This window comes from Rhodococcus sp. 14-2470-1b, assembly GCF_002259415.1.
In the GTDB taxonomy this organism is placed as follows: domain Bacteria; phylum Actinomycetota; class Actinomycetes; order Mycobacteriales; family Mycobacteriaceae; genus Rhodococcoides.
In genome coordinates, this window is record NZ_NPFY01000031.1 from 98,579 (window position 1) to 121,724 (window position 23,146).

A 23,146-nucleotide genomic window follows, 5' to 3' on the forward strand; every position below is an offset into this window, starting at 1 on the left:
GATTGTAAGTCGAAAACCTGAACCAAGTAAAACCGGACGAAGTACGCCGGACCGACACGTTCGCCGGAAACACCGGCGGCACCACCTCGGCCGGACGATCGATGAAGGAGTACCGCCATGGCGAGCAGGACGAACGGGCTCGGGGCCAGTGGTTCGGCAGTGATGGATTCGGCAGTGACGGATTCGGCAGCGATGAATTCTGCCGTGATGGATGCCACCGCCACCAGGGCTCTGTGGGCAGGCGCTGCCGGCATAGTCGACGGCCCCGGCGGCTACAGCGGCGTGGAACCCACCGAGGAGTGGGCGGCCGAGGTGAAGCGTCTGGCGAAGCAACGCGGTGCGACGATTCTTGCGCACAACTACCAGCTTCCTGCCATCCAGGATGTCGCGGACCACGTCGGTGACTCCCTTGCGCTGTCTCGGATGGCCGCCGAGGTTCCCGAAGAGGAGATCATCTTCTGCGGTGTCCACTTCATGGCCGAGACTGCGAAAATCCTCAGCCCTTCGAAGACGGTGCTCATTCCGGATCAGCGTGCCGGATGCTCGCTGGCCGACTCCATCACCGCAGACCAGCTTCGCGAGTGGAAAGCCGATTACCCCCACGCCGTCGTCGTGTCCTACGTCAACACCACGGCCGAGATCAAGGCCCTCACCGATATCTGCTGCACGTCGTCGAATGCCGTCGAGGTGGTCGAGTCCATCGATCCGAGTCGCGAGATTCTGTTCCTGCCCGATCAGTTCCTCGGAGCTCACGTCAAGCGGGTGACCAAGCGTGACAACTTGCACGTCTGGGCAGGTGAGTGCCACGTACACGCGGGCATCAACGGTGACGAACTGGCGGAGAAGTCCAGGGCTCACCCCGACGCCGAGTTGTACGTTCACCCCGAGTGCGGTTGCGCCACGTCGGCTCTGTACCTCGCGGGTGAAGGCTTCGTCACCGAGGACAAGGTCAAGATCCTGTCCACGGGTGGCATGCTGGACGCCGCCCGTACAACCGGCGCCAAGCAGGTTCTGGTGGCCACCGAGATCGGCATGCTGCATCAGTTGCGTCGCGCTGCACCGGAAGTCGACTTCCAGGCGGTCAACGACCGGGCATCGTGCGGTTACATGAAGATGATCACTCCTGCCGCGTTGCTGCGCTGCCTCGTCGAAGGGAAGGACGAGGTGCACGTCGACCTCGACACGGCGCACGTGGCGAGCAAGTCCGTCCAGCGGATGATCGAGATCGGCACGCCGGGCGGCGGCGAGTGACGACACCCTCGGGGGTTGCATGGGAGGCCTCGGCCGACATCGGGTCCTGGGAGGCCTCTGCCGACATCGGGTCCTGGGAGGCCTCTGCCGACATCGGGTCCTGGGAGGCCTCGGCGGACCTCGTCGTCGTGGGGGGCGGCGTCGCGGGTCTCAGTGCGGCACTGTCGGCGAGCAGGCGCGGCCTACGTGTGCTCACGATCGCCAAGGACGGCCCGCCCGGGACCGCGACCCAGTACGCGCAGGGCGGAATAGCCGTTCCCGGAGCGGACGGGCAAGGAGCGATCGACTCGCACGTGCGCGACACATGCGACGCGGGCGGCGGACTGTGTGACGTCGAGGCCGTCCGGTCCATCGTCGCGAGCGGTCGTGACGCCCTTGCGACGCTGCAGGAGTGGGGTGCCGTGTTCGACCGCGGTGCCGACGGTCTGCCTGCGCGTACACGTGAGGGTGGGCATTCGGTCCGGCGGATCGTGCACGCCGGGGGAGACGCGACGGGTGCCGAGGTCCAACGAGCGTTGACGATGTCGAGTCGGGAAGCCGAAGGGCACGTGGTCTTGTCCGGACGAGTGGTTCGCGTTCTCACTGTGTCGCAGCACGTCGTCGGGGCGCTCGTGTTGTCCGATCGAGGCTACGGCGTCGTCCACGCGCCCGCGGTTCTGCTCGCGACGGGCGGTCTGGGGCAGCTGTTCTCGTGCAGCACCAACCCGGCCGGTGCGACGGCCGATGGAATCGCACTCGGTCTCGATGCCGGCGCGGACGCGGCGGATCTGGAGTTCGTTCAGTTCCATCCGACGGTGCTGTTTGCCGCGGGCAGCACCGGGCGCAGGCCGCTCGTCAGCGAGGCCGTGCGAGGTGAGGGTGCTGTTCTGGTGGATCAGGAGGGTGTGCGCTTCATGGCCGGAAGCCACCCGATGGGCGATCTTGCTCCGCGTGACGTCGTGTCGCGTGCGATCGCCGAGCGACTGCACGCCACCGGTACCGACCATGTTCTGCTGGACGCCAGGACGATTCGGGACTTCCATGCTCGTTTCCCGACGGTCACCGCTTCGTGCCTCGCCGCGGGAATCGACCCGGCCCACGACCTCGTTCCGGTCGCACCGGCGGCCCACTACTCGTGCGGAGGACTTGTCACCGACGTGTGGGGGCGCACGTCGGTGACCGGTCTGTACGCGGCCGGTGAGGTGGCGCGGACAGGGTTGCACGGAGCCAATCGCCTCGCGTCGAACAGCCTGCTCGAGGGTCTTGTCGTGGGTGAGCGCGTCGGACGAGCAGCGGTGGAACGACTCGGGTCACCGACCCCCGAGGTTGACGTGTCCGTTCCGAACGTCGCTGCGGTTCCACGTGATCGACTCCAGAAGGTGATGACCGAGCGCGTCGGTGTGGTGCGTGACGAAGGTGGTCTTCGCATCGCCGCAGAGGTTCTTCGAGAATCCACCACCCGCGACGTGGTCGACGGAAGGGCGCTCGAGGACTCGGCGCTGACAGCGGCGGCGTCGGCACTCGTTCTCGCGGCGAACCAGCGCACCGAGAGTCGGGGGTGCCACACGCGGGCGGACCATCCCGAAGTCCGGGACGATCTGCTGGGCAGTTTCAGAATTTCCAGGAACGAGGAGGGCGTGCTCGAATCGACGTTCGAGGCCCGCCTTTCGCACGTGACGACAGGGGTGAGCTGACAGTGAACGCGCTGATCGAACAAGGACTCGATCCCGACGAGATCCGGTCGATCGTCCGCACCGCGTTGGCGGAGGATCTCAGGTACGGGCCAGATGTGACCACGACGGCAACGGTGCCCGCAGACGCGCGCGCGACGGCGAAAGTGGTGTCCCGGCAACTGGGCACCGTCGCGGGAATCGACGTGGGTCTTCTCGTCCTCGACGAGGTGTTGGGCGTAGGCGGGTACACGGTCGAGGAACGCGTCACCGACGGCACCGAAGTTGTTCCCGGACAGTCGGTTCTGACCGTCACAGCGGCAACGAGGGGTCTGTTGACCGCCGAGCGCACGATGTTGAACCTGGTGTGTCACCTGTCCGGAATCGCGACCGCGACCGCAGCATGGGTCGGCGAGGTTGCCGACACCGACACGAAGATCAGAGACAGCCGAAAGACGCTGCCCGGCTTACGGTCTCTGCAGAAGTACGCGGTGCGCGCAGGCGGGGGAGTGAACCATCGAATGGGTTTGGGTGACGCGGCTTTGATCAAGGACAACCACGTCGCAGCCGCGGGGTCGGTCGTCGCGGCGTTGCAGGCCGTCCGTGATGCAGCGCCCGACATCGAGTGCGAGGTGGAGGTGGACAGCCTCGAACAACTCGATCAGGTACTTGCCGAGAACGTCCAGTTGGTACTGCTGGACAACTTCGCCCTGTGGCAGACGCAGATGGCCGTCCAGCGCCGAGGCACACTGTCTCCGCAGACCAAGTTGGAGTCCTCCGGTGGTCTGACGATCGACGTCGCCCGCGACTACGCGAAGACCGGAGTGGACTTTCTCGCGGTCGGCGGGTTGACGCATTCGGTGACGGTGCTGGATCTCGGGCTGGATATGTAGACGGTGGCCGTCTTGTAGATTCGAATCCGATGTCAGAGATACAGAGCGTCCGCCTCGACAGCTGGATCTGGGCGGTCCGGTTGTTCAAGACCCGGTCGGCAGCGGCCGCCGCGTGCCGTGCGGGTCATGTTCGAGTGAACGGGACTCCGGCGAAACCCGGTCTGCGTATCGGCGTCGACGACGAGGTCAGACTACGGGTGGACGGTCTGGAGAAGATCGTGGTGGTGACCCGCCTGATCGCCAAACGCGTCGGAGCGCCGGTGGCCGCGGAATGCATGCTCGACCGCAGTCCGCCCCCGCCGCCGAAGGAAATTCTGGCCTCACAACCTCGACGTGACCGAGGCGCCGGACGGCCGACCAAGCGGGACCGCCGCGACCTGGACAAGCTGCGCGACCTGGACAAGCTGCGCGGCCTGGATCGTGTGCGGGACCTCGAGCGCCACCACGGAGGCTGACCGCGTTCAGCGCTTCGGACGCTTGCGCGGCCCCGCCTTGCGCGGTGCTTTCCCGCTCTGCGCTTTCCCGCTCTGCGCTTTCCCGCTCTGCGTCCTGCCGCTCGGCGCTGCGGGCTTCTTGACCTGATTCGGCTTTCGGGTCTGGTCCGCTGTTTTGCCTCGTGAACTGCGCGTCGACCTGCCGCGGACGATGCCGAAGAATTCCTCGACGTTCTCGGTGTTCTTCTCGCTCGGCCAGGCGAGCGCGACCGTGGATCCGGCCACCCCGTCCACCGGCCGATACACGAGATCCTTGCGAGAATGCAGTCGCGCGATGGACTGAGGGACGATGGCGAGCCCCAGACCCGCAGCGACGTATTCGACGAGTTCCGAATTGGACGAGATGTCCGGGATCGGGAGGGCCCTGCCGTCGGCGATCTCGGTGGCGACGGCTGCCCACTCCGGCATGTCCTCGGGCGACTGCAGGAGGTGCTCGTCGGCCAGATCGGTCACCGCGATCCGGTCGAACGCGGCCACCGCGTGATCCTTGGGGACGACGACCACAGGGACTTCCTCGTACAGTGCAACGACACTCAGCCCGTCACGATCGACCGGCAGGCGAACGAAGCCGGCGTCGACGGCGCCGCTGCGAAGCAAGTCGAGTTGGGTGTCGACGGTGGTAGGGACGAGTTCTAGGGCAATGTCTTCGAATCGCTCGGCCCAGATCCGGCTCCACTTCGTCGGGGTCACGCCTTCGGTGAACCCGACAGTGAGGGTGGCGGCTTGGGCGGCTGTGCGCGCGGCCTCGGCGCGGAGTCGTACCTCGTCCTCGGCGACGCGCGCACGGGCGGTGACGAGAAACTCCCGGCCTTCGGCGGACAGCTGGGTCGGGCTCACGCCAGGACTGAACAGTGGGTACCCCAGTTCGGCTTCCATGTCGATGACAGCCGCGCTGAGTTTCGTCCTGGCGATGTTCAGCTTCTTCGCGGCGCGTGCGAAGTGCAGTTCCTCGGCCACGGCGATGTACCAGCGGAGCATCTGCACGTCGAAATTCACATGGTCAACACTATGCGAGAACCGGCGGGTGTCCGGACGGTGGCATCGGGCGCTGCGTGGGGAAGATAGGCTGTGCGGGTGAGCCCGGAGAAGAATCAGCAGAACATGAAGCCCCTGACCGCGGCGAACAAGCTCGGCATCTACCTTCCTGCTACTCCGCAGGAGTTCCAGGCGACTCCCGTGAGCCGCTCCGAGCTCGACGCGCTGAGGCAGAATCCGCCGCAGTGGTTGGCGGACCTTCAGCAGCACGGCCCGTTCCCGAAGGACGTCATCGCGCGCAAGCTCGGGATCTCCATCGCAGGACTGGGAAGGTCCGGCGTGACCGAGGCGCTGACGTCGGAACAGATCGAGACGTTGCTCGCCGACAAGCCGGACTGGCTCGTGAAGGAACAGCGGCTGCAGAAGGAAGTGCGCGCCGAGGCCGAACGCGTCAAGGCGAAGGAAGAAGCCCGCCGCGCGGCCTCCAATCGGCCGCAGAAGCTCCGCTGACCAGAGGTACAGAAGCTTCGCTGACCAGAGGAACAGAAGCTCCGCTGACCGAAGTTGCAGAAGCTTCGCTGAACTGACTACGGGCTGAGGACACCGTCGAGATAGAGCCAGTGTCCGTGTTCGCGAACGAATCGGCTGCGCTCGTGCAGGACGCCGTTTCCGTCGGGATGCCGGTAGAAGGCACTGAACGCCACGACCCCATCGGAGTCGAGTAATCCACCGGAGCTGGTGTCGTCGATGTCCAGCCGGTACCAACGTTGCTCGTCGTCCAGGGTGAGCTCGGCGGGCCTGGTCGTCGGGTGCCACGTTCGGAGCAGGTACTCGGGGTCGCGGACGGCGAATGCGGTGTACCGCGACCGCATCAGTCGTTCGGCGGTGGGTGCGTGTGTGATTCCTGCGAGAAACGGCCCGCAGCAGGCGTCGAGCAGGTCGCCGCTGAGGCAGGTGCAGGTGGTGCTCACTCGTCGACCACGGCGACGTCGTAGGTGCCCAGTTCGTGTTCGTCGCGGTGACCTTCGTCTCGAATCCAGGTGTTGGCTTCGAGGAGCGTGTCGAAGGTCCCGAGCGCCGTGACGGTGTCGCCGTCGGGTGATTTCATGAGCACTTGGTACTTCCTCATGGTGCTGACTCCTGCCTTCAGATCGGGTTGGCTCTGCGGATGGTGGCCAGGAACGTGGCTGCGACGAAGAACAGGCCGGCGAACGTCCTGTTCATGGCGACCTGCTGACGGTGCGAGCGCATCAGCTTCAGCACTCGCGACGCGAGTGAGGTGTAGCCGGTCATCACGAGCATGTCCACGGCAACCATCGTGGCAGCGATGATCATGTACTGCGGCAGAAGTGGATGTGCCGGGTCGAGGAATTGTGGGAGAACGGCCAGCATGAACACCACTGCCTTGGGGTTCGAGGCGTTGACGAGGAAGCCTCGTCCGAGCATCGCGACGCCCCGGTCGGCGACGCCGGGGGCGTTGTCGATGTCGGTCGGACCCGCCCGCCATTGCCTGATTCCGAGGTAGACGAGATAGGCGACGCCGAACCACTTGATCGCCGAGAACGCCACCGCCGACCCCGCGAGGACGGCGCCGAGGCCGACCGCGACGATTCCGATCTGCAGCAGCAACCCGATCTGCAGACCGACGATGTTCCAGTAACCGCGTCCCAGTCCGTAGCGGAGGCCGGTGGACATCGAGGCGATGGCGCCCGCGCCGGGCGAGAGGCTGATCACTACTGCCGCGCCGAGGAACGCCAACCAGACGTGCATGCTCATGGGACTATTGAACATCAGGAGTGGTTGCGGCGATCGTGGGTACTGAACCGGTATGGCTTCCATCGAAACGATCGATCAAGGTGACCGCGTCGTGGCTCGTCGCACCGTCGTGAATGCGCCTTCGTCCGAGTTGTTCGCTCTCGTCGCGGATCCGCATCGGCACGGCGAATTGGACGGGTCCGGCACCGTGAAGGACACGGTCCGCGGGCCGAGCCGTCTGACGCCCGGAGCGAAGTTCTCCGTCGGCATGAAGCAGTTCGGAGTTCCGTATCGGATCACCAGCACGGTCACGGATTTTCGCGATGACGCGGACGTCAAGGTCATCGAGTGGCAGCATCCGATGGGGCACACGTGGCGTTGGCAGTTCGAGGAGACCGAGCCGGGTCGTTCCGCTGTGACCGAGTCCTTCGACTACAGCACGGCGAAGGCTCCGAAGCTGCTCGAGGTGTTCAAGATGCCGCAGAAGAATGCGAAAGGCATCAGTTCGACGCTTGCACAGCTTGCCCGCAAGTACGCCTGACGCGAGCACCTCGTCACCGTCTGCAGGACGTGCGGGGATAACCGATTGGCACCGGCACTATCCTTGAGGATCGACAACCGTCACTTCTCGTCGTTTCGCAAGGAGTCCTTATGCCTGCCCGCATCGAGCTCGCCCGCGTGGATCTACGCGGCCGAACTCCATCCACCGCCGAACTACGCGGCGCGCTTCCACGAGGTGGAGTGGATGTCGATGCGGTGTTGCATCAGGTTCGTCCCGTCGTCGAGGCGGTGCGGGAGCGCGGCGTCGAGGCGGCGCTCGAGTACTCCGAACAGTTCGACGGTGTTCGTCCGGAGCGTGTGCGCGTTCCCGCCGCGGCTCTGGAGAAGGCACTGGCCGAACTCGACCCTGCGGTTCGTGCGGCGCTGGAAGTGGCCATCGAGCGCACTCGAATCGTGCACGCGGACCAGCGTCGCACCGACACGGCCACCGAGGTGGTTCCGGGCGGAACGGTCACCGAACGGTGGGTTCCGGTCGAGCGCGTCGGTCTGTACGTGCCCGGCGGAAACGCGGTGTACCCCTCGTCGGTGGTGATGAACGTCGTTCCGGCTCAGACCGCAGGTGTCGGTTCGCTGGTGGTCGCGTCCCCACCGCAGAAAGAGTTCGGTGGGTTGCCACACCCCACGATCCTCGCTGCCGCGCAACTGCTCGGTGTCGAAGAGGTGTGGGCCGTGGGCGGCGGCCAGGGAATCGCCTTGCTCACGTACGGCGGCACGGACGTGGACGGCACCGAACTGGAACCGGTCGACCTGATCACCGGTCCCGGCAACATCTACGTCACGGCAGCCAAGCGCCTGTGCCGTTCTCTGATCGGCATCGATTCCGAGGCAGGTCCCACGGAGATCGCCGTGCTGGCCGATTCCACTGCCGATCCGGTGCACGTCGCGGCGGACATGATCAGCCAGGCCGAGCACGACGTCATGGCGGCCAGCGTGCTGGTGACCACCAGCACCGAACTCGCGGATGCGGTGGATCGTGCGCTCGACGCCCAGCTGGAGTTCACCACGCACGCAGAGCGCGTCGCGACGGCGCTGTCCGGTAAGCAATCCGGCATCGTGCTCGTCGACGACATCGATCAGGGATTGGCCGTGGTGAACACGTACGCAGCCGAGCACCTCGAGATCCAAACAGAGGACAGCCGGGCCGTGGCTGCTCGTGTGCGCAGCGCAGGCGCAGTGTTCGTCGGTGCCTGGTCGCCGGTCAGTCTCGGTGACTACTGCGCCGGGTCCAATCACGTTCTGCCCACCGCGGGTTGCGCGCGTCACTCGTCGGGTTTGAGCGTGCAGACGTTCCTGCGCGGAATTCACGTCGTGGACTACTCGGAGGCGGCGTTGAAGGATGTTGCAGGCCACGTGATCGCCCTCGCGAACGCCGAGGATCTCCCGGCACACGGCGAGGCGGTCCGGTTGCGATTCGAAGGGTTGTCGAAGTGAGCGGCGTCGTCGGATCGAGCGTCTCGATGGACGAGTTGCCGTTGCGGGAGAGTCTGCGAGGCAAGACGGCATACGGAGCGCCGCAGCTGTCGGTTCCGGTGCAGCTCAACACGAACGAGAATCCGCATCCTCCGACGCAGGCGCTCGTCGACGACGTCGCGGAGTCCGTCCGGGTTGCCGCTGCCGAACTGCATCGGTATCCCGATCGCGATGCCGTCGAACTCCGTACGGCATTGGCGAACTACCTGACCGGTCAGACCGGCTTCGACGTCGATGTCAGCAACGTCTGGGCCGCCAACGGGTCCAACGAGATTCTGCAGCAGCTTCTTCAGGCGTTCGGCGGACCCGGCCGGACATCGCTGGGCTTCGTGCCGTCGTACTCCATGCATCCGATCATCTCGTCCGGGACACAGACGGAATGGCTCGAGATGCACAGGAGCGAGGACTTCTCGCTCGACATCGATCGTGCCGTCGACGCCATCGCCCAGCGCGACCCGGACGTCGTGTTCGTGACCAGCCCCAACAACCCGACCGGGCACAGTATCGCTTCCGGGGACCTGCGTCGGATTCTCGACGCGGCACGCGGAATCGTGATTCTCGACGAGGCGTACGCGGAGTTTTCCGCACAGCTCAGCGGAATCGGTCTGATCGACGAGTATCCGTCCAAACTCGTCGTGAGCCGCACGATGAGCAAGGCTTTCGCATTCGCCGGTGGGCGGCTCGGTTACCTCGTCGCCGCGCCCGCCATCGTCGACGCGATGTTCCTGGTGCGCTTGCCGTATCACTTGTCGGTCGTCACGCAGGCCGCCGCGCTGGCCGCGCTGCGCCATGCGCCGGAAACCCTCGCGAGCGTGGCGCAGTTGTCCGCGGAGCGGGATCGGGTGATGGCACGGCTGACCGAGCTCGGATTCGACGTCGTTCCCAGCGACGCGAACTTCGTTCTGTTCGGCCGGTTCTCCGACGCGGGCGCGGCGTGGAAGCGGTACCTCGACGACGGAGTGTTGATTCGCGACGTCGGTATCGCCGGGTACCTGCGCACCACGATCGGCCTCGATGCCGAGAACGATCGATTCCTCGATGTCAGCGCGGCACTCGCGCACGAACAACTGGACAACACCGACCGAGCAGAGGCACACCGATGACTGCAGCAGAGCGAGCACCGAGGATCGCGCGCATCGAGCGCACGACGAAGGAATCGGACATCACCGTCGAGCTCGACCTCGACGGCACGGGCATCGTGGACATCTCCACCGGTGTGCCGTTCTTCGACCACATGTTGACCGCACTCGGTACGCACGGCCGATTCGATCTGACGGTGCACGCCAAGGGAGACGTGGAGATCGATGCTCACCACACCGTCGAGGACACCGCGATCGTGTTGGGGCAGGCGCTCGGTCAGGCTCTGGGGGACAAGTCCGGCATCACTCGCTTCGGTGACGCCTTCATTCCGATGGACGAAACTCAGGTCCACGCGTCGGTCGACGTGTCCGGCAGGCCCTACTGCGTGCACACCGGAGAGCCGGACTACATGGTGCATTCGGTCATCGGTGGGTATCCGGGCGTGCCGTATCACGCGGTCATCAACCGTCACGTGTTCGAGTCTCTGGCGATGAACGCGAGAATTGCTCTGCACGTGCGGGTTCTGTACGGACGCGATCAGCATCACATCACCGAGGCCGAGTTCAAGGCCGTTGCCCGGGCACTTCGGCAGGCGGTCGAGTACGACCCGCGGGTCACCGGAATTCCGTCCACCAAGGGCAGTCTGTGACGCCGGCTTGACTTCTCGGCTCCTGAAGATCGAGGGGCTGCCCGCGGCGATGGTCATGGGGGCGGCCGCGTTCGGTGGCTGGGGACTGCTCCTGCCCGTCGTTCCGTTGGCAGTGTCGGTCGGAGGCGGATCCACGGCCGTGGCCGGGGCGACCACGGCCTTGTTCATGACAACGACGGTTCTCACCCAACTTTTCGTTCCCAGGCTGCTCGTTCGCTTCGGTCACCGGCCGGTGCTCGCGGCGGGATGCGTCCTGCTCGGAGTGCCTGCGCTCGTCCTCGTGGCGTCGGCTGCCGTGGTGCCCGCGCTGGCTGTATCCGCTGTGCGCGGAGTGGGTTTCGGGCTGTTGACCGTCGCCGGTGCGGCGTTGGTGGCGGAGTTGGCCCCGCCCGCCCTGCTGGGGCGCGCCACCGGAGCGCAGGGCATCGCGGTGGCGCTGTCGCAGATGGTGACGTTGCCGCTCGGCCTCGTGCTGTTCTCCGTGTCCCCGACGGCAGTGTTCGTCGTCGGGGCGCTGGTCTCGGTGAGCGGGCTGTTCGCGATCGTTTTTCTGCCGGCGGTGCGGCCGATGGCTCCGCCGCGTCGGGACAAGTCCGACGGACGATCGTCGGCACGCGCGCTGGTGATTCCGTGTCTTGCCGTCGCGGCGGCATCTGCGTCGTTCGGTGGGTTGTCCAGTCTGCTGCCGATCGCCGAGCCCGGCCGGGAGTCGATGATCGGTGTCTCCCTCGCCGTGATCAGCGGTTCGATGCTGATCGGACGCTACGGCGCGGGCGCAGTGGCGGATCGTCTCGGCATCGGGCGCTCTCTCGCACCAGCGCTGCTGCTGGTGTTCGGTGGGGGAACGTTGTTCGCTGTCGCCGTCGCACAACGCAACCCCGCGGCTGTCTTCATCGCCGCGGCCGTACTGTTCGGCCTCGGCTACGGAGCGACCCAGAACGACAGCCTGGTGATGACGTTCCGTGCAGCCGGCCCGGAGAGATTCAGTCAGGCCAGTGCCGCATGGAACATCGGGTTCGACGCGGGGACCGGGGCAGGCGCGATGGCCCTCGGGGTGATCGTCGGGACGGTCGGTTACGCCACAGGATTCGCGACGGCGGCGTCGGTGGCGCTCGCGATGGCCGCGGTGGTCGCGATCTACTCGTGGCGGAGGCCTGGATAGACTGGCGGCATGAAGTCTGTCGCGCTGCTCGATTACGGCTCGGGCAATCTGCATTCCGCGAAACGGGCCCTCGACCGGGTGGGCGCAGACGTCACCGTCACCGCCGATCCCAAGATCGCGCTCGCGGCCGACGGGTTGGTGGTGCCCGGCGTTGGCGCGTTCGCTGCGTGCATGGAGGGCCTCCTGGGAGTCAAAGGTGACCGGATCATCGGTCAACGTCTCGCCGGTGGTCGACCCGTCCTCGGCATCTGCGTCGGAATGCAGATCATGTTCGACCGTGGCGTTGAATTCGGAACGTCGGCCGCTGGTTGCGGTGAGTGGCCGGGGACCGTCGAACGACTGCAGGCGGACGTGCTGCCGCACATGGGCTGGAACACCGTCCGAGCACCGGAGAAGAGCGTTCTATTCGACGGTATCGACGCCGACACGCGGTTCTACTTCGTGCACTCCTACGCAACCCAGAAGTGGGAGATGGACGTCGGCGACACTATTGCCGCACCTCTGCTGACGTGGGCCGATCACGGCGGTGATTTCCTCGCCGCCGTCGAGAACGGTCCGTTGTCCGCTACGCAGTTCCACCCGGAGAAGTCCGGTGACGCGGGGGCTGCGCTGCTGAAGAACTGGATCGACTCGCTGTGAGCACGGCCTAGGTGAGCGACCGGGAGTTCTCGTTCGGGCGCCTGGCCGTCGCCTCCCTCGGGAGCGCGACGCTGGTTCTCGTCGTCACCACCGCGATCGTCGCCGTCGTGCGACCGGGGCCAGGAGTCGGGCTCGCGATCGTTGCCGTCGGAATCGCTGCGGCGATCACCGCGATGGGTGTGGTGTCGACACGCATTACTCGCCGCGGTCTGGGAGCAGAGGGTTCGGCCGAGGACGGCAGCGGAGACCCTGAGCGCTGACGGCGTCGTCGATGGCAGTAGCATAATCGCACGTGAGCCTGGTCTTATTGCCTGCTGTCGATGTCGCAGGCGGCGAAGCTGTCCGTCTCGTTCAGGGAGAGGCGGGAAGCGAAACCAAGTACGGATCGCCTCGTGACGCCGCCCTCGCATGGCAGAACGACGGTGCTGAATGGGTCCATCTCGTGGACCTCGACGCCGCGTTCGGTCGTGGATCCAACCGTGAATTGCTGGCCGAGGTCGTCGGCGAACTCGACGTGAAGGTGGAACTGTCCGGCGGAATCCGCGACGACGAGTCCCTTCGCGCAGCGCTGGCAACTGGCTGTGCGCGTGTGAATCTGGGAACCGCTGCGTTGGAGGACCCGGAGTGGTGCTCGCGTGCGATCGGCGAGTTCGGTGACAGGGTCGCCGTCGGACTGGACGTGCTGATCGTCGAGGGGCAGAACCGTCTGCGTGGCCGCGGGTGGGTCAGCGACGGCGGTGATCTGTGGGAGGTTCTCGAGCGGCTCGAGCGCGACGGATGCTCCCGGTACGTCGTCACCGACGTGACGAAGGACGGCACACTCACCGGACCGAATCTCGATCTGCTTCGCCAGATGTGCGAGAAGACCGACAAGCCGGTCATCGCATCCGGAGGCGTCTCCACGATCGAGGACCTCCGCGCAATCGCATCGCTGGTACCCGAGGGAGTCGAAGGCTCGATCGTCGGTAAAGCGCTGTACGCGGGCCGATTCACATTGCCCGACGCCCTCGCGGCCGTGTCCCGCTAGTACCGGAAGACGAGAGACATTTCATCGATGAGCCTGCCCGAGGACCCGCAACGGTTGCTGGAGATCGCCGGTCGATTGCTCGACGGTACCCACGACCGTTTCGTCGCGGGCGTCGGTGCTCCGAGCGCGGTGCAGAAGGGGCCGGACGACTTCGCGACCGCGGTGGATCTCGAACTGGAGAAGCGGTTGTCCGCAGAACTGTTCGAGCACACCGGAATTGCGGTTCACGGTGAAGAGTTCGGCGGGCCGGATCTGAGTACGGGCACGGTGTGGGTCCTCGATCCCATCGACGGGACGTTCAACTACTCGGCCGGATTGCCCTCGGCCGGAACGTTGTTGGCGTTGCTGCACGACGGCGTGCCGGTGCTCGGGTTGACCTGGCTCCCGCTCGTCGGGCATCGGTTCGCAGCGGCAGCCGGCGGGCAGGTGCACCTGAACGGTGAGGCATTGCCGAGACTGGACAGTCGCGCACTGTCGGATTCGATGATCGGGTTCGGTGCGTTCAACATCGCCAGCCGAGGCCGCACGCCAGGCCTGTACCGGGTGCGAATCCTCGAAGAGCTGTCGAAGGTGTCCTCGCGCTTGCGCATGCACGGTGCCACCGGCGTCGACCTCGCCTACACGGCGAGCGGAGTGCTCGGCGGATGCGTCGTGTTCGGCCACCGTGCGTGGGACAACGCGGCGGGCGCGCTGCTGGTACAGGCAGCAGGCGGTGTGGTCACCGACCTGGCGGGTGAGCCGTGGACCGTCGATTCGACGTCGGTGCTCGCCGCCTCTCCCGGAGCACACGACGAACTGCTGAAGGTCATCACCGACCTCGGCGATCCCGCCGATTTCCTGGAAGGACGAGTGCGATGAGCGTCGCAGTACGAGTCATCCCGTGCCTCGATGTCGACGCAGGCCGCGTCGTGAAAGGCGTGAACTTCGAGAACCTGCGCGACGCAGGCGATCCCGTGGAACTCGCGGCGGCCTATGACGCCCAAGGTGCCGACGAGTTGACGTTCCTGGACGTCACCGCGTCCACATCGGACCGCGCAACGATGCTCGACGTCGTCAGCCGAACCGCGGAGCAGGTGTTCATTCCGCTGACCGTCGGCGGAGGAGTCCGCACCGTCGCGGACGTCGACAGGCTGCTGCGTGCAGGCGCGGACAAGGTGAGCGTGAACACTGCCGCCATCGCGCGCCCGGAGCTTCTCCGTGAACTGAGCGAACGGTTCGGATCGCAGTGCATCGTGCTGTCGGTGGACGCGAGGACCGTGCCGACCGGCGGGCAGAACACACCGTCGGGGTGGGAAGTGACGACGCACGGTGGAAAGCGCGGCACGGGCATCGACGCTGTCGAGTGGGCAGTTCGCGGTGCCGAGCTGGGTGTCGGTGAAATTCTGCTGAACTCGATGGACGCGGACGGAACCAAGGCAGGCTTCGATCTGCCGATGATCGCAGCGGTTCGTGCAGCTGTGCACGTGCCCGTGATCGCCAGCGGCGGAGCAGGACTGGTCGAGCATTTCCCCCCCGCGGTCGAGGCAGGCGCGGACGCAGTCCTCGCGGCCAGTGTCTTCCACTTCGGTGATCTCACGATCTCCCAGGTCAAGGACGCAATGCGCAGCGACGGCATCGTCGTCAGGTGACACACCCTTCGGTCGTGCCGCGGGTGTCGCTGCCGATTCGAGACCTATAACGTTCGAAAGGTATAACGGTTGTCATGAGTCTCGATCCCGCCATCGCGGCACGCCTCAAGCGCAACGAGGCGGGTCTCGTCAGCGCCGTAGCTCAGGAGAAGTCATCCGGTGACGTTCTGATGGTCGCCTGGATGGACGACGAAGCCTTGGCTCGGACGCTGGAAACGCGCAAGGGAACCTACTACTCGCGCTCGCGGCAGGAGTACTGGGTGAAGGGCGAGACGTCCGGCCACACGCAGTACGTCCACGAAGTTCGACTCGACTGTGACGGAGACACGATCCTCCTCGTCGTCGATCAACAAGGCGGAGCGTGTCACACCGGCGACCACACCTGCTTCGATGCCGATGTGCTGTTGAGCTAGAGCTCTCAGGCTTTGCCTGTGCCTTCGGCAATTCCTTTGTCGAGTTGGGTGACGATGGTGGCACTGAGACGGCCGAGCGCGGCGACCTGGTCGTCGTCGAGTCCTTCGAACAGCAGGGCTTGGACTGTTGCGACATGGCCCGGTGCCGATTCGACGACTTTGTCCATTCCCGCGTCCGTGAGGACTGCGTAGCTGCCTCGTGAGCCCTCGATGCTTTCGCGACGTACCCAGCCGATCTTCTCGAGCTTGGTCACCACGTGGGACAGTCTCGACAGAGACGCGTTGGCGAACTTGGCGAGGTCGCGCAGCTGGATTCTCCGGTTCGGGTCCTCGGACAGCACGGACAGCACGAAGTAGTCGAAGTGTGTCAGCGAGGAGTCACGCTGGAGCTGGGTGTCCAGAGCAGCCGGGAGCCGGGTGATGATTGCGACCACGGAGCGCCAGGCCTCTTGTTGGCTGTCGGTGAGCCAGCGTGGTTCGGAGTGGTCTACCGACTCGGCCATCGCGGGGCAACCCTTCTTTCGAGCGAACAGTTGGTTGTAGTCAACACAGTGTTTCACTCGATTGAAGGTTCACGTTATCGCCCCGTGCGGAAGCTATGCCTTCGAGCGGTTTCGCACGAACTCCAGCGCGTGGTCGGCGTGTGCCTCGAACCTGAATTCACTGGTGAAGACATCGAGTACGGTTCGGTCCGTGTCGATGACGAACGTGGCCCGCTTGACCGGGGACAGCTTGCCGAGCAGACCGCGTCGCACCCCGAACTGCGTGGCGACGGCGCCGGACTCGTCCGACAGCAACGGATAGTCGAAGGACTTCACGTCGGCGAACTCGGCCTGCTTGGCAATTGCATCGGTGCTGATTCCCACGCGAGTAGCACCCGCCTCGGCGAACTCGGCCGCGAGGTCGCGGAAGTGGCAGGCTTCGACGGTGCAGCCCGGCGTGAGGGCGCCGGGGTAGAAGAACAGCACCACGGGCCCGTTCTGCAGCAGCGTGTCGAGCGATTGCGGGGTTCCGCTCTGGTCCGGCAACGTGAAGTTCTCTACACGATCTCCTGGTTTCATTCCTGCGACGCTACCGCTCGGTAAGTTCGAAGACCACCGCGCACCGCACCGTCCATCGGGCACCTGGGAGGATGGACGCATGCATGGCGAGACCACCACCCTGCCCGGCGTCCACTCCGATCCGGACGCGGAATCGACAACCAGTCGCGAGGTCTTTCGGGCGCTCGCAGCCGAGCACCGAGTGGTGCCGGTGGTGCGCAAGGTTCTCGCGGACTCGGAGACCCCACTTTCCGCCTACCGCAAGCTCGGTGGCGACCGGCCGGGCACGTTTCTGTTCGAGTCCGCCGAGAACGGCCGGTCCTGGTCGCGGTGGTCGTTCATCGGTGCTGGAACACCGGCAGCGTTGACGACGGCCGACGGTGAAGCGGTGTGGCGCGGCAACGTCCCCGCGGGTGTTCCGACCGGTGGCAACCCGCTGGACGTTCTGGGACGGACGCTCGAACTGCTGCGCTCGGAACGGCTTCCCGATCTGCCGCCATTGACGGGCGGCATGGTCGGCTACATGGGGTACGACGCCGTTCGGCGTATCGAGAAGTTGCCGGAGCACGCCCAGGACGATCTGCAGGTGCCGGAGATGGTGATGCTGCTGGCAACCGATCTCGCGGCCGTCGATCACCACGAAGGCGCGATCACTCTCATCGCCAACGCGGTGAACTGGGACGGCACGGACGATCGCGTCGACGAGGCGTACGACGACGCGGTCAGCAGACTGGACCGGATGTGCGCGGATCTCGCGGCGCCCGCACCCTCGACCGTGTCGACGGTGAGCCGACCCAAGCCGGACTACCGTCGTCAGCGCACGTCCGAAGGATTCGGACGGGACGTCGACCGGCTCGTGAAGGAAATCGAGGCGGGCGAAGCCTTCCAGGTGGTGCTGTCGCAGCGATTCGAGATGGACACCGACGCCACTCCGCTCGACGTGTATCGGATGCTGCGAGCGTCGAATCCCAGCCCGTACATGTACCTGCTGCACGTGCCGGGAGAGGACGGCGAGACCGCGTTCTCGATCGTCGGATCCAGCCCCGAAGCTCTCGTGACCGTCGTCGACGGTGTCGCCACGACTCACCCGATCGCCGGTACGAGGTGGCGAGGAGAGTCCGAGGAGGAGGACATACTCCTCGAGAAGGACCTCCTGGCGGACGAGAAGGAGAACGCCGAGCATCTGATGCTGGTCGACCTCGGTCGAAACGACTTGGGTCGCGTGTGCACGCCGGGAACCGTGCGAGTGCACGACTATCGCCACATCGAGCGATACAGCCACGTCATGCATCTGGTATCCGTCGTCTCGGGACATCTGGCCGAAGGCAAACAGGCACTCGACGCAGTCAAGGCGTGCTTCCCGGCAGGAACGCTGTCCGGTGCGCCGAAGGTACGCGCCATGGAGTTGATCGACGAACTCGAACCGACGCGGCGAGGTGTGTACGGCGGGATCGTCGGATATCTGGACTTCTCCGGTGACGCCGACACTGCGATCGCCATTCGCACCGCCCTGATGAAGGACGGCACGGCCTATGTACAGGCCGGAGCGGGTGTGGTCGCGGACTCGGTCGCAGAGTACGAGGACACCGAAGCACGGAACAAGGCGATGGCGGTTCTGGGCGCCGTTGCCGCGGCTGAATCCCTCCGAGCCGTGGGCAGCGATGTGGCGGGCGGGAACGAGAAGTGACGGCCGCTGCGGCGTCGGGCACCGGTCGGCCCGCGAAATCGAGAGCCGCGGCGATCCCCGTCGTCGCGATGCTGATCGGGGCGCTGTGCCTGTGGGGGAGTTCCCGGATGACGTGGGTTCACGTGATCTCGTCCGACGGGCTCGGGGAGAACCGGGCGACGGATCTTCTCGGAAGCACGTGGGCAGCGGCATCGACTCCGTTGGCTCTGGCGTTGGTGGCTGCGGTTGCCGCGTCGTTCGCGGTGCGCGGGTGGGCTTCTCGGGTTCTCGCGGTTCTCGTGGGGCTCGTGGCGGTCGGGGCAGGGGTTCCCGCAGTGCAAGCACTGGTCTCGGACGTATCGGAGGCGAGGGCTGCGGATCTGGCCGAACTCCCTGGGCGTGCGGACGTGGTCGGCGCGGAGGCGTTCACCTTGCCCGCGGCCGTCGCACTGGTGGGCGCACTGTGCGCAGCGCTCGCCGCGGTCATGCTGCTTAGGAAACCGACCGCACGGAAGGTACTGTCTTCGAAATACGACGCACCCGCTGCGCGTCGTGAGGAAGTGGCACGACGAGCATCAGCGGCAGCATCGTCGGCCACGGACCGGGCCGCTTCGAACGACGAGGGGGAGGACTTGACGGAACGAATGCTGTGGGACGCACTCGACGCCGGTGAGGACCCCACCGACCCGTCGGGCACCCGGAGAAAAGAAGACTGAAGCTGCCGACTACGCTAGGGCAGGCCTGAAATGAGTTTTCTCACATCAGGTCATCGATGGGAAAGGACTCGGGTCACCATGACTGTTCTCGATTCGATTCTGGACGGTGTGCGAGCCGATGTCGCTGCCCGGGAGTCGGTAGTCGACTTCGCGACGGTGAAGGCGGCAGCGGCGAAAGCATCCGCACCGCTGAACGCGACGGCGGCGCTGCACGAGGACGGAATCGGTGTCATCGCCGAGGTCAAGCGGGCAAGTCCGTCGAAGGGCGCGCTTGCCGAGATCGGTGATCCCGCCACACTCGCCCAGGCCTACGAGCAGGGTGGAGCACGCATCATCAGCGTGCTCACGGAGGAACGACGGTTCCACGGTTCGCTCGCGGACTTGGACGCAGTACGCAAGGCCGTGAGTATTCCGGTGTTGCGCAAGGACTTCATCGTCGGTCCGTACCAGATTCACGAGGCGCGGGCGCACGGTGCCGACGTGATTCTGCTGATCGTCGCGGCGCTGGAGCAGGACGCCCTCGTGTCGTTGCTCGATCGCACGGAGTCGCTCGGAATGACCGCGCTCGTCGAGGTTCACACCGAAGCCGAAGCCGACAGAGCGCTCGAGGCGGGTGCCCGCGTGATCGGGATCAACGCCCGCAACTTGAAGACGCTGGAAATCGACCGTGACAGCTTCGGTCGCATCGCTCCTGGGCTGCCCAGTGAGGTAATCCGTGTCGCGGAGTCCGGAGTGCGTGGAACTGCTGACCTTCTGGCCTATGCAGGCGCAGGAGCGGACGCCGTTCTGGTCGGAGAAGGTCTGGTCACCAGCGGCGATCCCCGTACGGCCGTGTCGGATCTCGTCACCGCGGGCACACACCCGTCCTGCCCTCGCCCCGCTCGCTGACAGGCCCGTCCGGCTTCCGATCGATCCTGCCCCGATGGTCGCTGCTGTCGACCGCTGGGGCAGACTGTTCGGGTGAGCAGCGCGCAGACGAACCCCGGTTTCAAGGGCGGCGATCTACCTCAGAGCAGTCTGGGGCTGACCGACCGTAGCCAACACGATCCCGACGTAGGTGGGCACTTCGGCGTCTATGGTGGCCGGTTCGTGCCCGAGGCGCTCATGGGTGTCATCGAAGAGGTCACGGCCGAGTACGACAAGGTTCGCTCGGACAACGAGTTTCTCGGCGAGCTCGATCGACTCCAGCGTGATTACACGGGGCGTCCGTCACCTGTCTTCGAGGCGACCCGTCTGTCCGAGCACGCAGGCGGCGCACGCATCCTCCTCAAGCGAGAGGACCTCAACCACACCGGATCTCACAAGATCAACAATGTGCTCGGTCAGGTTCTCCTGGCCAAGCGCATGGGTAAGACGCGTGTCATCGCGGAAACCGGTGCGGGACAACACGGTGTCGCAACGGCAACCGCGTGCGCTCTGCTCGGTCTCGAATGCGTCGTGTACATGGGCGAGGTCGACACCGAGCGTCAGGCGCTGAACGTCGCCCGCATGCGGTTGCTCGGATCCTCGGTCGTCGCGGTCAAGTCAGGGTCTCGCACGCTGAAGGACGCGATCAACGAGGCGCTGCGGGACTGGGTTGCCCACGCGGACAACACGTACTACTGCTTCGGCACCGTCGCCGGACCGCATCCCTTCCCGGCGATGGTGCGCGATTTCCAGCGCATCATCGGACTCGAAGCGCGGCAGCAGGTTCAAGCGTCCACCGGGCGGCTGCCCGACGCCATCGCGGCCTGCGTCGGTGGCGGATCGAACGCCATCGGCATCTTCCATGCCTTCATCGACGATCCGTCGGTGCGGCTGATCGGATTCGAAGCGGCGGGCGACGGTGTGGAGACGGGCAGGCACGCCGCAACGATCAGTGGTGGTTCGCCCGGCACGTTGCACGGCACCTACTCGTACCTGTTGCAGGACGAGGACGGCCAGACCATCGAGTCGCACTCCATCTCGGCCGGGCTGGACTATCCGGGTGTCGGTCCGGAGCATTCGTACCTCAACGACATCGGCCGTGCCGAGTACCGCGGCATCACCGATACCGAGGCGATGAATGCGTTCCGGCTCCTGAGTCGTACCGAAGGAATCATCCCTGCCATCGAGTCCGCGCACGCGGTGGCCGGAGCGTTGAAGCTGGGCAAGGAACTCGGCGAGGGCGCCATCGTCCTGGTCAACCTGTCCGGTCGGGGCGACAAGGATGTCGACACCGCGGCGGAGTGGTTCGGCCTCGTCGACGGTGACGGGGATGCAGAAGTAGACGGCGAGAAGGGCGAGAAAGCATGACCGAACGACGTTCGAGGCTCGCGGACACGTTTGCGCAGTGCCGATCGGAGAATCGCGCTGCCCTCGTCGGGTATCTGCCTGCAGGATTCCCGACGGTTCCCAAGTCGATCGAGGTCTTCGAGACGATGGTCTCGGCCGGCTGTGACATCGTCGAGGTCGGAATCCCGTACTCGGATCCGGTGATGGACGGACCGACGATCCAGGCCGCAGCCGACACGGCGCTGCGCGCGGGTGCACGGGTGCGCGACGTGTTCACCGTCGTGGAGAAGGTGTCCGCCGCAGGCGGCAAGGCCGTTGTCATGACCTACTGGAACCTGGTGATGCGCTACGGGATCGACGCTTTCGCTCGTGATCTCGCCGCCGCAGGTGGACTGGGCATCATCACACCCGATTTGATTCCCGACGAGGCCGAGGAGTGGATCGAGGCGTCGGACAAATACGATCTCGACCGCATCTTCCTCGTCGCGCCGTCGTCCACGGAGGAGCGCATCGCCAGCACCGTCGCGGCAAGTCGCGGCTTCGTCTACGCGGCGTCGACGATGGGCGTCACCGGCGCGCGTGACGCCGTGTCCTCGGCGGCGCCCGAGTTGACGGCTCGTATTCGTAAGCACTCGGACATTCCTGTGGGTGTGGGCCTCGGAGTCCGGTCGGGTGCGCAGGCTGCGGAGATCGCGCAGTTCGCGGACGCGGTCATCGTCGGATCCGCGCTCGTCAGTGCCGTGGACCGCGGTGTGGACGCGGTTGCCGAGCTCACGTCGGAACTCGCTGAGGGCGTCCGATCCGCTAACGTGGCGTCGTGATGTCCGGCAGCTCCGCGTCGTCTGCAGTACTCGCGTACATTCCGAGCCCTCCCCAGGGCGTCTGGTACGTCGGGCCTCTTGCTCTGCGTGCGTACGCACTGTTCATCATCGTCGGGATCGTCGTCGCCATCGTGTGGGGCGATCGCCGGTGGGTCGCTCGCGGAGGCACGAAGGGCACGGTTCTCGACGTCGCCGTGTGGGCAGTGCCGTTCGGTCTGCTGGGCGGGCGGCTCTATCACGTGGCGACCGACTGGAGCACATATTTCGGGCCCGGTGGCGATCCGGTGCGCGCGCTGAAGGTGTGGGAGGGCGGCCTGGGAATCTGGGGTGCGGTACTCCTCGGCGGCGTCGGAGCGTGGATCGCGTGCAGGCGACGAGGAATTCCGCTGCCCGCGTTCGGTGACGCCGTGGGTCCCCCGATTCTGTTGGCTCAGGCCATCGGTCGTATCGGAAACTATTTCAACCAGGAACTGTACGGCCGCGACACCACGGTGCCGTGGGGACTCGAGATCTACGAGCGTGTGAACGACTCGGGGCGGATCGATCAGCTGACCGGAGTCTCGACGGGCGTCGTGGAGAAGATCGTCCATCCCACGTTCCTGTACGAGCTTCTGTGGAGCCTCGCCGTCGTGGCCCTGCTGATCGTCGCGGACCGCAGGTTCTCGATCGGCCACGGTCGACTTTTCGCCCTCTACGTTGCGGGGTACTGCGCAGGCCGGTTCTGGGTCGAGCTCATGCGCGACGACTACGCAACCCACATCGCGGGCATCCGGATCAACAGCTTCACGTCGGCCATCGTGTTCGTGCTCGCTGTGCTGTATTTCGTCCTCGCGACCAAGGGCCGAGAAGATCCGGCATCGCTTCGATCCGTCGGAGACGATCGTCCGGACGGCAACGATCCAGTGGACGACGAGCGCTCCGGCGACCATGCTCCTACCGCCGAATCCGACGACAGTGCATCGTCGGGGACCGATGCACAGTCCACCTCGAACAAGGAGTGACCG

28 protein-coding genes are annotated in these 23,146 nt (G+C 65.6%); 22 read left to right on the top strand and 6 right to left on the bottom strand.

Annotation, left to right across the window (positions count from 1 at the left end; genetic code table 11):
* Positions 1–207: 207 nt before the first annotated feature.
* The 4 genes from nadA (at position 208) to CH293_RS21995 (ending at position 4,248) form a co-directional block, all read left to right on the top strand.
* Positions 208–1,251, top strand: coding sequence for a quinolinate synthase NadA (gene nadA / locus CH293_RS21980; RefSeq protein ID WP_094721533.1), 1,044 nt, complete (start codon positions 208–210; stop codon positions 1,249–1,251).
* Between the two features lie 92 nt (positions 1,252–1,343).
* Complete coding sequence (locus CH293_RS21985) at positions 1,344–2,924, top strand: L-aspartate oxidase (RefSeq protein ID WP_255122956.1); 1,581 nt, start codon at positions 1,344–1,346, stop codon at positions 2,922–2,924.
* 2 nt (positions 2,925–2,926) lie between these two features.
* Complete coding sequence (gene nadC, locus CH293_RS21990; RefSeq protein ID WP_094721497.1) at positions 2,927–3,793, top strand: carboxylating nicotinate-nucleotide diphosphorylase; 867 nt, start codon at positions 2,927–2,929, stop codon at positions 3,791–3,793.
* Positions 3,794–3,822: 29 nt separating this feature from the next.
* Positions 3,823–4,248 carry an RNA-binding S4 domain-containing protein gene (locus tag CH293_RS21995; RefSeq protein ID WP_094721498.1) on the top strand — a complete coding sequence of 142 codons (426 nt, stop codon included), beginning with the start codon at positions 3,823–3,825 and terminating at the stop codon, positions 4,246–4,248.
* 6 nt (positions 4,249–4,254) lie between these two features.
* On the opposite strand, the gene CH293_RS22000 is transcribed toward CH293_RS21995, so the two are convergent.
* Positions 4,255–5,283 (bottom strand): LysR family transcriptional regulator, encoded by a 1,029-nt coding sequence (locus CH293_RS22000; RefSeq protein ID WP_094721499.1) that lies wholly within the window; start codon positions 5,281–5,283, stop codon positions 4,255–4,257.
* Positions 5,284–5,361: 78 nt separating this feature from the next.
* On the opposite strand from CH293_RS22000, the gene CH293_RS22005 reads away from it, so the two are divergent.
* The gene (locus CH293_RS22005) at positions 5,362–5,772 is read left to right on the top strand and encodes a DUF5997 family protein (protein ID WP_037109052.1); all 411 of its coding nucleotides are present in this window, start codon (positions 5,362–5,364) and stop codon (positions 5,770–5,772) included.
* Between the two features lie 77 nt (positions 5,773–5,849).
* On the opposite strand, the gene CH293_RS22010 is transcribed toward CH293_RS22005, so the two are convergent.
* The 3 genes from CH293_RS22010 to CH293_RS22015 are packed head-to-tail and all read right to left on the bottom strand — an operon-like array spanning position 5,850 to position 7,038.
* Positions 5,850–6,233: a YchJ family protein gene (locus CH293_RS22010; RefSeq protein ID WP_094721500.1), complete on the bottom strand. Its 384-nt coding sequence runs from the start codon at positions 6,231–6,233 to the stop codon at positions 5,850–5,852.
* The gene (locus CH293_RS28275; RefSeq protein ID WP_176460087.1) at positions 6,230–6,391 is read right to left on the bottom strand and encodes a hypothetical protein; all 162 of its coding nucleotides are present in this window, start codon (positions 6,389–6,391) and stop codon (positions 6,230–6,232) included. Before CH293_RS28275 ends, CH293_RS22010 begins: the two co-directional genes overlap by 4 nt.
* Positions 6,392–6,408: 17 nt before the next feature.
* A complete protein-coding gene (locus tag CH293_RS22015; protein WP_019665873.1) occupies positions 6,409–7,038 on the bottom strand; it encodes a LysE family transporter in 630 nt (209 codons plus the stop codon).
* 52 nt (positions 7,039–7,090) lie between these two features.
* Between CH293_RS22015 and CH293_RS22020 the strand changes: the two genes are divergently transcribed.
* The 11 genes from CH293_RS22020 to hisI all read left to right on the top strand — a co-directional run bounded on the left by CH293_RS22020 (position 7,091) and on the right by hisI (position 15,646).
* Complete coding sequence (locus CH293_RS22020; protein ID WP_033188583.1) at positions 7,091–7,558, top strand: SRPBCC family protein; 468 nt, start codon at positions 7,091–7,093, stop codon at positions 7,556–7,558.
* 110 nt (positions 7,559–7,668) lie between these two features.
* Entirely contained in the window at positions 7,669–9,009 is a 1,341-nt protein-coding gene (hisD, locus tag CH293_RS22025; RefSeq protein WP_033188584.1) for a histidinol dehydrogenase, read from the top strand.
* Positions 9,006–10,151, top strand: a complete 1,146-nt coding sequence (locus CH293_RS22030) for a histidinol-phosphate transaminase (protein ID WP_094721501.1) — start codon at positions 9,006–9,008, stop codon at positions 10,149–10,151. Before hisD ends, CH293_RS22030 begins: the two co-directional genes overlap by 4 nt.
* On the top strand, positions 10,148–10,777 hold the full coding sequence (gene hisB / locus CH293_RS22035; protein ID WP_037109046.1) for an imidazoleglycerol-phosphate dehydratase HisB: 630 nt from the start codon (positions 10,148–10,150) through the stop codon (positions 10,775–10,777). The genes CH293_RS22030 and hisB overlap by 4 nt, the downstream gene beginning before the upstream one ends.
* Before the next feature lie 49 nt (positions 10,778–10,826).
* Positions 10,827–11,939, top strand: a complete 1,113-nt coding sequence (locus CH293_RS22040) for an MFS transporter (RefSeq protein ID WP_037109044.1) — start codon at positions 10,827–10,829, stop codon at positions 11,937–11,939.
* Positions 11,940–11,948: 9 nt separating this feature from the next.
* Positions 11,949–12,578: an imidazole glycerol phosphate synthase subunit HisH gene (hisH, locus tag CH293_RS22045; RefSeq protein ID WP_019665867.1), complete on the top strand. Its 630-nt coding sequence runs from the start codon at positions 11,949–11,951 to the stop codon at positions 12,576–12,578.
* 11 nt (positions 12,579–12,589) lie between these two features.
* Positions 12,590–12,838 carry a hypothetical protein gene (locus tag CH293_RS22050; protein ID WP_037107670.1) on the top strand — a complete coding sequence of 83 codons (249 nt, stop codon included), beginning with the start codon at positions 12,590–12,592 and terminating at the stop codon, positions 12,836–12,838.
* 32 nt (positions 12,839–12,870) lie between these two features.
* A complete protein-coding gene (gene priA, locus CH293_RS22055) occupies positions 12,871–13,605 on the top strand; it encodes a bifunctional 1-(5-phosphoribosyl)-5-((5-phosphoribosylamino)methylideneamino)imidazole-4-carboxamide isomerase/phosphoribosylanthranilate isomerase PriA (protein WP_026347902.1) in 735 nt (244 codons plus the stop codon).
* Positions 13,606–13,632: 27 nt separating this feature from the next.
* A complete protein-coding gene (locus CH293_RS22060; RefSeq protein WP_037107673.1) occupies positions 13,633–14,463 on the top strand; it encodes an inositol monophosphatase in 831 nt (276 codons plus the stop codon).
* Positions 14,460–15,233, top strand: a complete 774-nt coding sequence (gene hisF, locus CH293_RS22065) for an imidazole glycerol phosphate synthase subunit HisF (protein WP_037107675.1) — start codon at positions 14,460–14,462, stop codon at positions 15,231–15,233. The genes CH293_RS22060 and hisF overlap by 4 nt, the downstream gene beginning before the upstream one ends.
* A gap of 74 nt (positions 15,234–15,307) precedes the next feature.
* Complete coding sequence (hisI, locus tag CH293_RS22070; protein ID WP_094721502.1) at positions 15,308–15,646, top strand: phosphoribosyl-AMP cyclohydrolase; 339 nt, start codon at positions 15,308–15,310, stop codon at positions 15,644–15,646.
* Positions 15,647–15,651: 5 nt separating this feature from the next.
* Here the strand turns inward: hisI and CH293_RS22075 are convergent, their stop codons facing one another.
* Positions 15,652–16,149: a MarR family winged helix-turn-helix transcriptional regulator gene (locus tag CH293_RS22075; RefSeq protein ID WP_037107681.1), complete on the bottom strand. Its 498-nt coding sequence runs from the start codon at positions 16,147–16,149 to the stop codon at positions 15,652–15,654.
* 93 nt (positions 16,150–16,242) lie between these two features.
* Positions 16,243–16,707 (bottom strand): peroxiredoxin, encoded by a 465-nt coding sequence (locus CH293_RS22080; RefSeq protein ID WP_037107683.1) that lies wholly within the window; start codon positions 16,705–16,707, stop codon positions 16,243–16,245.
* Between the two features lie 79 nt (positions 16,708–16,786).
* Here CH293_RS22080 and CH293_RS22085 point away from each other — a divergent pair, with 79 nt between their 5' ends.
* The 6 genes from CH293_RS22085 (at position 16,787) to lgt (ending at position 23,143) form a co-directional block, all read left to right on the top strand.
* A complete protein-coding gene (locus CH293_RS22085; RefSeq protein WP_037107686.1) occupies positions 16,787–18,373 on the top strand; it encodes an anthranilate synthase component I in 1,587 nt (528 codons plus the stop codon).
* Complete coding sequence (locus tag CH293_RS22090) at positions 18,370–19,068, top strand: TIGR02234 family membrane protein (RefSeq protein ID WP_094721503.1); 699 nt, start codon at positions 18,370–18,372, stop codon at positions 19,066–19,068. Before CH293_RS22085 ends, CH293_RS22090 begins: the two co-directional genes overlap by 4 nt.
* A 78-nt stretch (positions 19,069–19,146) precedes the next feature.
* Positions 19,147–19,956, top strand: coding sequence for an indole-3-glycerol phosphate synthase TrpC (gene trpC, locus CH293_RS22095; protein WP_037107691.1), 810 nt, complete (start codon positions 19,147–19,149; stop codon positions 19,954–19,956).
* Positions 19,957–20,028: 72 nt separating this feature from the next.
* Positions 20,029–21,342, top strand: a complete 1,314-nt coding sequence (trpB, locus tag CH293_RS22100; RefSeq protein WP_037107692.1) for a tryptophan synthase subunit beta — start codon at positions 20,029–20,031, stop codon at positions 21,340–21,342.
* A complete protein-coding gene (gene trpA / locus CH293_RS22105; RefSeq protein ID WP_094721504.1) occupies positions 21,339–22,142 on the top strand; it encodes a tryptophan synthase subunit alpha in 804 nt (267 codons plus the stop codon). Before trpB ends, trpA begins: the two co-directional genes overlap by 4 nt.
* Positions 22,142–23,143 (top strand): prolipoprotein diacylglyceryl transferase, encoded by a 1,002-nt coding sequence (gene lgt / locus CH293_RS22110; protein WP_094721505.1) that lies wholly within the window; start codon positions 22,142–22,144, stop codon positions 23,141–23,143. The genes trpA and lgt overlap by 1 nt, the downstream gene beginning before the upstream one ends.
* Positions 23,144–23,146 lie beyond the last annotated feature (3 nt).